Raw genomic sequence first — 12,340 nt, 5'->3', positions numbered from 1 at the left:
TCTGCAACAGCTGTTGCTGTATGTTAATAATATAAATTGACTTTTAATCGAGTTAGTAACTAATTTTATTATATAGTTACTAACTCGTTCACTACATTCAATCTTAGTGAATTATATTTTATAATTATTTTATGAGGGTGTTAAAATGTATAACTTAAATAAAGTTTCAAAATATTTTTGGATTACAATAGTATCAATTTATACATTGATATTTTCTTATATTATGTTTCATTATTCAGTATTTTCTGGTATAATCGCATTAATGCCCTTTATAACAATTATTGTTTCTCAGTATATTGAAAAAAGACTTAGAAAAAATGTAATTTATTATATTAAAAATATTCAAGAATATATATTAATTAATTTTATTTCTTTTTTAATATTTATAGCAGCTTTAAAATTTCTTGATTCAACTTTTTTCTTTATTATAGTCCTTCTTTTTTGTTTAATGACTATTGTTGGGATATTCACTACTTATTCTTTGCTTAAGGTTACTAAAAATCAATTAAATTAACGAGAATGGAAGTATTATATCGTTCATTTAACCTTTTCCTAGAAGTAGAATAATATGAATAAGATTTCCAAGCTGCCAAGAACAACTTTCTGGCACTTTTTTATTTTAGTACTTTTTCATTTTCAACAACACTTAATCGTAATTCTCCGTTGCCGCAGGGGAAATTATTAAATTAATAAGTATCTTATTTTTTTTAACAACTAATAATAAAATATGATAGTTATCAGTAAAGTATCAAAAAATTATTCAGTTAAAAAAGTTCTGGATAATATTAATATTACCGCTCCTCAAAATTCTATTTATTGTCTACTTGGTAAAAATGGTGCAGGCAAAACAACACTTATTAATATTATGTCAGATTTTATTAAGCCTGATTCAGGGGAAATTTTTTTTGATAACATGAATTACAATGCTAATGAATTAGAAATTAAAAGGAATTTGGGCGTTTTATCAGAAGCAAACTATTTGATAGAAGAACTTACTGGTTATGAGTATTTATCTTTTGTTGGAAGATTATATGAAATTCCTAATAAAGAATTAAAAAAACGTATTGAAAGCCTGGCTGTCTATTTTTTCGGAAATATAGAAGATATAAAAAATGTTATTGCACATTTTTCTACAGGGATGAAAAAGAAATTGATGTTTTGTTCTGCTATACTCCATAAGCCAAAATATCTTCTTCTTGACGAACCTTTCTCAGGTCTCGACCCAGTTGCTTCAAACTTATTAATAGAATTTTTGAACAGATATAAAAATAATAATAGAGTAATATTCCTTTCCTCACATAACCTGGATTATGTTGAAAAAGTTGCAACACATATAACAGTGCTGGATAATAGTAAAATAATTTTTGACGGTACTTTGTCTTCATTCCTTGATAATGGCAATAAAAATATTGATGAGAGTTTATTAAGTAAACTAAATGATTACAAACCCAGAATTAAGGAAGTCGAATGGGCATTTTAGTTTATTTACTGATACTCAGATTAAAAAGAATTTTTGATATTAAAGCTCACCCCGTAAAAACTATAAGCTTTATACTTGCTTTTATTTTGGCAGTGTTTTATGGTGTATTATTTTCTAGTATTTATAACTCTATTGATACCAAAAAAATTTATCTGTCTAAACATGAACTTGAACTGTATTTAATTCTCACATTAATGATTATAACACTGATTAGAGGTTTTTTCCCCTCATATCAATCAATAAAAATATTTATACCTCAAAATTTTCCTGTAGCTAAAGTAAAGAAATTTTTTTACAACCTGCTCAATGAATTTATTTGTCCTTATTATTTGGGATTAATTTTATTTACAGGAACCCTTTTTTTTTTAATGAAAGGGGACAGATTTATTTTTATTATCAATACATTATTGTGGATTGTAATAATCCATTTATTCAAAAGAATACTGCAATTATTCATAGAATTTAGAACAAGGAAATCAATAATATTAATAATACCATTTGTTACAGGAGTGTTCATATTACTTAGTTTTTTATACTTTAGGATTGACCTTATTAATTATAATTTAATAGCATCAATATTTCTTTTAACACTTCTTATAAGCAATATTATAATAGAGAATTCCATTGTCGACTCCAAACAGAAGACTATGAAAGAAACAGTGAGAAAACAACTTACAAACCCTGTTATTAAAATAATTGTTGGCAATAGTAAGTTAAGAACTATACTGATATTGTCATTATTAGTAAAATTTTTACTGGTCTTAACAAATGCAAATATGCTGTTAAAATCGAATGATCTACCTGGATTTTATCTATATCTTGTTAATCTCTTTTTATCTCCGGCTATTCTTTTTACATATATTTTGAACAATACTTTCGGATATTTACGTTCTATGTGGTAGACCATGAGCAAAGCAGGGGTAAGTTTAATTTATTATTCGAAAAATATTTTTAAAATATATCTGGTGATGATACTCCCTGATGCAATAATTACTTTTCTTCTTGAATATTTCTTTAACTTGTTAAATATTGAATATATACTAATATATGTTACAAGCGGATTCGTTTTATTAATAATAGGGATAGTTAATTCATTCTATTTCCCCAAAAAAATTGAAAGTTTGTTTTCATTTAGGAACAATACATCTTTGAGGGCTAATTTAATATCAATAATTACAGTAACATTAATAATTTTTATAACTAACATTTCTATAATTTTTAGTCTCTTTGTTTCGATTTCAGGTTCTATTGTAATATATAATTTTTTTAGAAATAGAATTTTAAGAAATCGTTATAAAATATTTTCTGCAGTTTATAGGTAGTTATTTATTATTTGTGAATATGGTGAAAATCTTTTATAAAATTATTTAACCATACAATTATAAATTGAGGACTATGAAAATAAACACCAAAACATTTCATATTTCTTTCTGGTTGATAATTTGTTTTATAGTGTCTCTGCTTATGTTTATTTATTTGTTAAATGAAAGTAAAAATATTCTATCAGCAGTTCCTTTATCTCTCACTCCGCTGCTTTTAGGTTTAATAGCTATAGTAGTTTCTGAAAAGTATGCACGCAAATTTAATTATTACCCACGGAGTATTACTGAATATATTATTATGAATTCAATCTTTTTTCTATTATTCTTATTCGTATTATTTTCATTGAATGAGTCATATACTTTAATCAAAATTGGAGCGTTTGTTATCGTTGTATTGGTTGGATTATATACATCTTATTTCATAAAAACTATACACAAAAATTGAGTAACCATTTTGTAAATCATTTCCTTGAAAAAATTTCAAAGATGATAATTTGTCTTTAACTATAGAAATACTCTGTGGTTCTCAGAGTTAAGTTCAGTGGTTCTCTGTGTGAAAATAAATTACACAGAGAGCCACAGAGATAACACGGAGAACCACAGAGAATTTTGAGATTATTTTACCACAAAGTGCACAAAGTTCAACACAAAGGAATAAAAGATATTATTCTTTCGTGTAACTTTGTGAAATCCTTAGTGAACTTTGTGGTAAAAAAATAAGAATTATTTTTATCGCAAAGCCGCAAAGAATATATCTGAAAAACATTTCTAATCTCGATAAACCTGTAATCTTGCAATTTTGTAATCTTTAAACGAAACTGCATTTCGTTTTACAATAAGAATGACTTCTGCACAATTTTGTAATTTTGTAATTAATAATACATCAAAATGTATTTGTAATAATAATTACTAAATAAAACAAAGAATTTTTTTATATTGAATTATTGAATTTAATCGTTAAATTCACAAAAAATTATTGGAGAAAAAAAATTGAATTACACACCTTCAGATAATCGTTACGATACAATGAAATATAACCGCTGCGGGAAAAGCGGATTAAAGCTGCCCGCTATTTCATTAGGTTTATGGCATAATTTCGGCGGAGTCGATGTATTTGAAAATGGCAGAGCAATTATTCGTCATGCTTTTGATTTAGGTATTACTCATTTTGATTTAGCAAATAATTATGGACCGCCTCCAGGTTCTGCAGAAGAAAATTTTGGTATAATTCTTAAAAAAGATTTCAAAGGCTATCGTGATGAAATGATAATTTCTACAAAAGCCGGCTGGGGTATGTGGCCTGGACCTTACGGTGATTGGGGTTCAAAAAAATATTTGATTGCATCTTTGGATCAGAGTCTTAAAAGAATGGGCTTAGATTATGTAGATATTTTTTATCATCATCGTCCTGACCCCGAAACTCCACTTGAAGAAACAATAGGTGCATTAGACTTAATTATAAGAAGCGGTAAAGCTTTGTATGTTGGAATATCTCAATACAAACCAGAGGAAACAAAAAAAGCTGCAGATATTCTGAAGCAAATGGGGCATCATTTATTAATTCATCAACCGCGTTACAATATGTTCGACCGATGGATTGAAGATGGATTAACAGATGTGCTTGAACAAGAAGGAATTGGATGTATTGTATTTTCTCCATTAGCTCAAGGATTATTATCAGATAAATATTTAAATGGAATTCCAGAAGGTTCTCGTGCTTCGAAACCATGGGGATTTTTGAAAGCTGAACAGATTACAAATGATAAATTAGAAAAAATAAAAAAGCTCAATGTAATTGCTAAAAAGAGAAATCAATCTTTAGCTCAAATGGCTCTTGCCTGGGTTCTAAGAAAACATGTTGTAACTTCGGCACTGATTGGTGCAAGTCGTATTGAACAGATTGATGATGCGGTAGGATCATTAAACAATTTACAATTTTCAGAAGATGAATTAAATGAAATCGAAAAAATCTTATCTCAATAAAATGGAGTATAAAAATGAAAGGGAATGAAAAACTTATCGAAGTTCTTAATGATTTATTAGCTGATGAATTAACTGCCATCAGTCAGTATATGGTTCATTCAGAAATGTGTGATAACTGGGGTTACAGCAAACTTCACGAAGCAATCGAAAAGCAAGCAATCGATGAAATGCATCATGCTGAATGGCTTATTCAAAGAATTTTGTTTCTCGAAGGAAATCCAATAGTAAACAAATTAAAAGAAATGAAAATCGGCAAATCTGTCACAGATATTATTTACAATGATCAAGAAGCTGAGCAGGATGCTATTAAAGCTTATAACAGAGGAATTGCACTTGCACGAGAAGTTGGCGATGAATCTACAGCTGAACTATTGACAAAAATTTTGAAGATGGAAGAAGGACATGTAGATTGGGCAGAAACTCAACGATCACAAATTGAACAGATGGGTTTGGAAAGTTATTTGTCAAATCAAGTGTAATATAATTGCAGAGGCGTTGATTGAACGCAACGCCTCAATTTCTATTAAATAAATCTTACCAAAATAGTTTTCGTTTTATAATTACTCCCAAGTTAATTTAGAGACAGTTTGTTTTCTCAACGCCTGAGACTTCATCTACAGCTGCTGTATGTTTATCTTATTACTTCATGTAACTTTATTTCAAGTTGTAGTTTTTGTCATTTTGTGTTCACCCTTCTTTCTTATTAAAATTTGTCTATCTTGTAATTTTGTAATTATGTAACTTTGCAATTAATAACAAGCAGAGGAATAAATGAATTTCAAAGTAATTAAAAGCAATATAGTTTTCGAAGGGAAAGTATTTAGTGTTAAAGTTGATGATATTCAATACAATGGTTCTGGAAATTTGGCAACACGACAGGTGGCTGTGCATCCAGGAGGAGCAGTTATTGTTCCTGTTTTGAATAATGGGAAAATAATTTTTGTTAAACAATATCGTTATCCTCATAACGAAGTTATTCTTGAACTTCCTGCAGGTAAATTAGATAAAGGGGAGGAGCCGCTTCATTGTGCAATTCGAGAATTAAAAGAAGAAACAGGCTACACTTCAAATAATATCATTAAGCTTGGGAAAATTTATACAACACCAGGATTTTGCAATGAGGTGCTTCATATTTTTCTTGCAAAAGATTTAACAGAAGGGAATCATGAGCGTGAAGAAGGTGAAGAAGGAATGGAATTAATTGAGCTTTCTATTGAAGAAGCAGAAGAAAAAATTCGGAATGGTGAAATTGTTGATGCAAAAACTATATGCGGAATAACAATGCTTAAATTAAATTATTGATATATGCTGTTTATAAAAATTGCGCAGTAAAAATTTTTAATCTAATGTGGTTAGATAAGAGAATTAAATAGTTCTATAATTCTGGGATAAAAGCTTTCAAAATTTGGATATTGATTTCGGTTGTTTTCATATTCAGATAAAAGTAAATCAAGTTTTGAAATGTAAATAAAGCCATTACTAATTTCGTTTTTGATTATCAATTCTTTATAAAATTCTCCCATAAGCTGCATTGTTATTCTTGCTACGACTGCTCTAACTAAATGTTCATTTACACAACTTTGCCAGTTGCTATATCCTTGAAGCATCATTTTTTCTTTTATAGGCTCAAAAAGTGATTTTGAGTTATTAATCTGAGCAGAATATTTTTCTGTAATGTCATTAATAAATGAATGACTGAATTCATGCAATAAAATGTAAAGTATATCATCTTTATCACCGAAAGTAAGATTACCCTTGGAATAATTTTTCGGTCCCGTAATGTTATAAATATCTTCATCAGTGTCATTCAGGACTTTTGCTCCATAGCCGCCTGAGTGAAAAAGCGGTGCTGGAATAATATTGTAACTGTGTTTTTTCTTACCATAATAATTTTCTAATATTTTTATATAATTAACCTCTCCAATATTTCTGATTATTTCATTTTGCAGGTGATTATAAAATTTTCTTTTACTTTCAAAAAATTTCATGAAGTTAGTTTCATTTGCAAATAAGCGCAATTTTTCTGCAAAATCTTTGAGATTAGATTCTCCACCAGCGCGTTTTATTAAGTAATCAGAGTATGGGACAATCTGCTCAAAATTAGGAGGAGTGCTATGATATAAAACAAAAGCAACTGGAGCATCATAAATGAAACCAGCATTTGTTAATGCTTGAGATTTCTGAACGGCTGAATGATTTTTATAATTTGTGAAATAGTTATCGATTTCATATTTATAACCAATATTGAACTTTGTATGATTTTTTTCTGCCCATGAAGTGAAGTGTTGAACCACTGCTAATAACTCGATTCTCGGATCAACTTTTATAATTAAATCGGGTGGATTATCTAATGCAATTTCTTCTTCTATGTCAACAGGTATGTTAATAGAATCATTATCGCCTGAACAATTTAGCATTAGAAATTGAACAAGCAATACAAAAATTGAACTTGTGGATTTCATTTCTTAAACAAATTTATTTCAAATATCATTATCCTTCTTTAGTAAAAATCGAACACAAGATTATTCGTTCGTAAGTTCTTCAAGTTCAACTTTGTGAAGATGTGTAATTTTTGTTCCTAAAAATCTTTCTGCAATTTCATGAAATTTATTTGGGATATCGCTTACATAAAATTCTCTTTTTCCAAGATGATTTGAAATATTTCTTAATCCTCTTCCATTCAAATATTCTTCTATAATTTTTGCTGCCGGAATGCCTGAATGCACAAGTTTTACATTTTTACCTACAACTTTTTGAATTACATCCGAAAGTATTGGATAGTGTGTGCATGCTAAAACAAGTGTATCAATTTTTTTTTCTTTCAGTTCTGTTAAATATTCTTTTGCAATTAGTTCTGTTGCTTTGTGATTAATCCATCCCTCTTCGGCTAATGGGACAAATAAAGGACATGCTTTTTCAATAACTTTTGCTTTCGGATTTAATTTTTTGATTTGTGTTGAATATGCTTTATTATTTATTGTAGAAGTTGTGCCTATTACTCCAATTATTCCGCTCTTTGTTTCTTGAAGCGCCATTTTGGAGCCTGGTTCAATCATGCCAATTACTGGAATTGTAAGAAATCTTTTGAGTTCCTTAAGAGCAACAGAAGAAGCAGTATTACAGGCAACAACAAGTAATTTTATGTTTTTTCTTAAAAGAAAATTTGCTGCCTGAAGTGAGTATTCAATAACTGTATCATTTGACTTACTTCCGTAAGGCACTCGTGCAGTATCTCCAAAGTAAACAATGTTTTCATTTGGAAGAAGTTCAATTACAGATTTTACTACTGTTAATCCTCCTATTCCGGAATCAAAAAATCCGATTGGATTAGTTCTGTTCATAAAGTTCATAATGTTTCCTATAACATTTCTTCGATTGTTTTGGTGAGTTCGTGTTTAATTAGTTCATAAGAATTTATTGAAACTTTTTTCTTGTTTCTATCGAGAACATAAAATGAATCCACAATGTCATCGGCTTTGGTATTAATTTTTGCAAAATAAATTGAAAGGCCAAGCTCATTCATTTTTTTTGTTATTTGATAGAGAAGGCCAAGTCTATCGGGCGAGAATATATCAATAATTGTGAATCTGTCATGCTTTTCAAAAGTAATCTTTACTTCACCTTTTCGTTTAAATAATTTGTTTTCTATTCTCCACCATTTGGATTTAATTCTGTTAAATTCTTTTACAATCTGAAGTTGATTGGATACAGCAAGTTTGATGTCTTCAATAATTTTTGGATAGCGTGAATCATTAACAACATTGTTTGTTCTAAAATCTGTAACATTAAAATTATCGATTACAATACCATCTTTTCTTGTAAAAATTTTTGCATCGTGAATATTTAGGTCATTTATAGAAAGAGCACCACAGAGACGAGATAAAAGTGCATCGGAATCTTTTGTAATTACTGTAATTGAAGTATAACCTCCTTCTTCTTTGAAGAATACAGAAACAGGAAGCCCTTTGTTAATTTCTTCAATATGTTGATTGATTTCTTCTGCTGTAAAATATTGCAGGTATCCTAGGTCGTCAATTGAATCAATATGATTTCTTACAGTTTCATCTGCAAAGATTTCAGAGGTTTTAATAATTTCTTCCATGCTTAGAGCAAGCAATTCTTGTCCTGTGATTCTTTCTTCAACCATTCTCTTGGTTTTATAATAAAGTTCGTATAAGAGTTCGCTTTTCCATTGTGTCCATACAACAGGGGATACAGCCGATAAATCTGCATAAGTAAGTAAATAGAGAAGGTCAATCATTTCTGATGATGGAAAGATATCGGCAAAAATATTTAGTGTTGTTGCATCATTAAGATTTCTTCTGAATGCAACTTGTTCCATTGTTAAATGATGGCGCACAAGAAATTTTACTTTTTGAATTTCATTCTGACCATATCCTAATCTTTCCATTACAGAATTTGCAATTTCAGCACCGATAATTTCATGACCAGAAACAGTAATTGGTTTTGCAATATCATGAAATAGAACAGCAAGATACAGAACATCTTTTTCTTTAATGCTCTGAAATAGTCGTCCCATGAAATTATTTTCGTTATTCAGATTTTCAAGATTGGATAATGCAACAAGTGTATGTTCGTCTGCGGTATAGCAATGATAAACACCTGGCTGAAAAAAATTTATCATTTCTTTGAACTCTGGAAGAAAAGCACCAAGCACACCGAGTTCATTCATTGCATTTAAGGTTTTGCTTACATTTTTAGGGAGTTTTAAAATTTCTCTAAAGAAAACAGAAGATTGATGTTCAAGAGTCTGAACATCTTCATGGTCTATAACAGCTTCAATAATTTGTGACCTAAGATTTTCATCAAAGCGTGCATCATACAAACCTCTGTAATAAAATGCACGCAGTATTGTTGACATTGTTAATTCAACATTTTGTGTTAAATAAATTATGCTGCCCTTAAGTGAAAAATCATCATCTAATTGAATAGACAAATAATCAGGAATTGGTTTTGAAAGTTCATCTTCGAATCTTTTTGTCATTGTGGTAAAAAATCTTTTAATAATGCTGGCAGATTCAAAATATTTTTTCATGTAATTCTGCCAGTTGCTTTCTGAGTAACCATGGCGGTAAGCAATTTTTTCCTGGTCAGAAAATTCAAGACGGTCGTTTTTGTGTCCAGAGATTAAATGAAGATGATTACGCGTGTTGAGTATAAATTTATAACTTTCCAGTAATCTTGCAGCTGCACGTGGAATCAGAATTTTATTTTCTTTCAAGATATTAATAAAATTTTCGGTTTGTGTAATTTCATTTTGTGAATTTAATATTACATTGTTTTTTAATGAATAAATCCATTCAACTACTTGAAGGTCACGCAAACCACCTGCAGTAAATTTGACATTTGGTTCCAGCACTTTTGCCGATGAACCATATTTTTGATATCTAAGACGTGTATCTTCAAAGAACTCGTTGATAAGAGCTTTTTTGTGGCTGTCTTTTAATATGCTTAATACTTTTTTATTCCATTCATTATAAATTTTTTTGTCGCCGCATAAAAATCTTGTTTCAAAAAACTGAGTGAAAGCATGCAAATCTTCTTTTAAAAATTTTTTTATATCAGAAAATTCTCTTACAGTATGAGAAACTTCTATTCCTGTATCCCATAAAATTGTGATACATTTTTTAACAATGTTATCATCATTATCAACTTTTTCGAAGATGAACATTATATCGATATCGGAATAGGGAGAAAGTTCGCGTCGTGCAAAACTTCCCACCGATGCAATTGAACAGTTGAGTTTAATTTCTTTTAATGCTTTTAAGATATATTCTTCAACAAGGACACTCCATTCTTTACAGAATTTAAAAGGGTCTTTGAGAATATCTGAATCCTCAAAAAGTAAATTTCTATCTCTTAAAAACGATTCTTTCAGTTTAAGTGCGTCGCTCATATTTATGTTATCAATAATCTTAATTATAATTTAACAAATTTTGCTTGGAAGAAACGAAGGTATTTTGGTTCATAAACCATTTTCAAACCTTTAATTTTTTTTCTATCCTGATAAACTTGAGCTATAGATTCAACAGTAACATCAATGTGTGATTGAGTATAAACACGGCGCGGGAATGTTAATCTTACAAGTTCAAGTTTAGGATAACGATTTAATCCTGTTTTTGGGTCTCTTCCAGCAGAAACAATTCCGCGTTCCATTCCTCTTACTCCGCTGTCAACATAAATTTCTGCAGCAAGAGTTTGAGCTGGGAAAAAATCCTGTTTGATATGAGGCAAAAATCTTTTTGCATCAAGAAATATTGCATGACCGCCAAAGGGATAAACAAGTGGAATACCATATTTTTCAAGTTGTTTGCCGCAGTACTCAATTTGTCCAATTCTTGAACTTATGTTTTCAAATTTTACCATCTCTTCAATTCCTCTTGCCATAGCTTCCATGTCTCTTCCTGCTAATCCGCCGTAAGTATGCAGACCTTCATAAACAACAACAAGGTTTCTGGCTTCTTCATAAACTTTTTTATTTCGAGTTGCAAGAAAGCCACCGATATTAACCATTAAATCTTTTTTTGCACTCACCCATAGTCCATCAAAATAAGAACACATTTCTTTTAAGATTTGTGCGATGGTTTTGTTTTCATAACCTTTTTCGCGCATTTTTATGAAGTAAGCATTTTCAGTAGCACGAGTAGCATCGAACCAGAGTTTAATTCCATATTTTTTTGCAAGTGAATGGACAGCTTTCAAATTTTCCATTGAAATTGGCTGACCGCCTGCCATATTTACAGGACCGGCAATACTTACATAAGGAATTTTTTTTGCGCCAACTTTTTTAATTAGGTCTTCAAGCTTATTCAAATCAACATTTCCTTTGAATGGGTGTCGATTCTGTGGGTCGTGAGCCTCATCGATTATGACATCAACAAAAGTACCGCCTGCTAATTCTTGATGTAGCCTTGTTGTTGTAAAATACATATTACCTGGGATATAATCTCCGGGCTTAATCAAAATTTTTGAAATGATATGTTCAGCAGCTCTTCCTTGATGTGTAGGAACAAAGTAAGGCATGCCGTAATATTTTTTTACATTATCCCATAGGTAATAAAAATTTCTGCTGCCTGCATAAGCTTCGTCACCCATCATCAAACCAGCCCATTGATAATCACTCATTGCATTGGTTCCACTGTCTGTAAGCAAATCAATATAAACATCTTCGGATTTTAAAAGGAAAGTGTTGTAACCAGCTTCCTTAATACATTTTTCACGGTATTCTCGAGTTGTGATTTTAACAGGTTCAACCATTTTTATTTTGAATGGTTCAGCCCAGCTTTTTTTGATGACTTTTTTAGCCATTGTGTGACCTCATATTTTATTTATAGCTTTTGGCTATTGTTTCTTATATTCAACAATAACATCAGAATGAATTCCGCCGCGTGTATTGAACTTTGCAGTGATTTTCATGTATCGAGGTTGCAAAACATCAACAAGGTCGTTCAAAATTTTATTTGTAACAGCCTCAAAATAAATTCCATCATTGCGATAAGATTGCAGATAGAATTTATAGGACTTTAATTCTACA

9 protein-coding genes and 1 pseudogene are annotated in these 12,340 nt (G+C 30.1%); 5 read left to right on the top strand and 5 right to left on the bottom strand.

The genetic code is table 11. The features are described 5' to 3' along the window. Positions 1-145 precede the first annotated feature (145 nt). The 5 genes from AC27L2_RS05805 to AC27L2_RS05785 all read left to right on the top strand — a co-directional run bounded on the left by AC27L2_RS05805 (position 146) and on the right by AC27L2_RS05785 (position 6,087). Positions 146-514 (top strand): hypothetical protein, encoded by a 369-nt coding sequence (locus AC27L2_RS05805; protein ID WP_487210762.1) that lies wholly within the window; start codon positions 146-148, stop codon positions 512-514. A gap of 213 nt (positions 515-727) precedes the next feature. After that, the gene (locus AC27L2_RS05800; RefSeq protein WP_487210761.1) at positions 728-1,480 is read left to right on the top strand and encodes an ABC transporter ATP-binding protein; all 753 of its coding nucleotides are present in this window, start codon (positions 728-730) and stop codon (positions 1,478-1,480) included. A gap of 2,312 nt (positions 1,481-3,792) precedes the next feature. Then, complete coding sequence (gene mgrA / locus AC27L2_RS05795) at positions 3,793-4,785, top strand: L-glyceraldehyde 3-phosphate reductase (protein WP_487210760.1); 993 nt, start codon at positions 3,793-3,795, stop codon at positions 4,783-4,785. Between the two features lie 14 nt (positions 4,786-4,799). Continuing rightward, positions 4,800-5,264: a bacterioferritin gene (bfr, locus tag AC27L2_RS05790; protein WP_487210759.1), complete on the top strand. Its 465-nt coding sequence runs from the start codon at positions 4,800-4,802 to the stop codon at positions 5,262-5,264. A gap of 292 nt (positions 5,265-5,556) precedes the next feature. Beyond that, positions 5,557-6,087 carry an NUDIX hydrolase gene (locus AC27L2_RS05785; protein ID WP_487210758.1) on the top strand — a complete coding sequence of 177 codons (531 nt, stop codon included), beginning with the start codon at positions 5,557-5,559 and terminating at the stop codon, positions 6,085-6,087. Between the two features lie 50 nt (positions 6,088-6,137). On the opposite strand, the gene AC27L2_RS05780 is transcribed toward AC27L2_RS05785, so the two are convergent. From AC27L2_RS05780 to AC27L2_RS05760, 5 genes and pseudogenes are all read right to left on the bottom strand, one after another. Beyond that, positions 6,138-7,247, bottom strand: a complete 1,110-nt coding sequence (locus AC27L2_RS05780; protein WP_487210757.1) for a DUF4932 domain-containing protein — start codon at positions 7,245-7,247, stop codon at positions 6,138-6,140. A 60-nt stretch (positions 7,248-7,307) separates the two neighbouring features. Next, complete coding sequence (gene murI, locus AC27L2_RS05775; RefSeq protein ID WP_487210756.1) at positions 7,308-8,135, bottom strand: glutamate racemase; 828 nt, start codon at positions 8,133-8,135, stop codon at positions 7,308-7,310. Positions 8,136-8,143: 8 nt separating this feature from the next. Then, positions 8,144-10,702, bottom strand: a complete 2,559-nt coding sequence (glnD, locus tag AC27L2_RS05770; protein ID WP_487210755.1) for a [protein-PII] uridylyltransferase — start codon at positions 10,700-10,702, stop codon at positions 8,144-8,146. Positions 10,703-10,725: 23 nt separating this feature from the next. After that, entirely contained in the window at positions 10,726-12,114 is a 1,389-nt protein-coding gene (locus AC27L2_RS05765; protein ID WP_487210753.1) for a tyrosine phenol-lyase, read from the bottom strand. A gap of 33 nt (positions 12,115-12,147) precedes the next feature. Beyond that, positions 12,148-12,340 (bottom strand): annotated as a pseudogene (locus AC27L2_RS05760) (tunnelling fold family protein); the annotation flags it as partial.

This window comes from Rosettibacter sp. KY25 (assembly GCF_057554405.1).
Note: the sequence above shows the minus strand (reverse complement) of the source record. Positions and strands in the feature narration are given on the sequence as shown.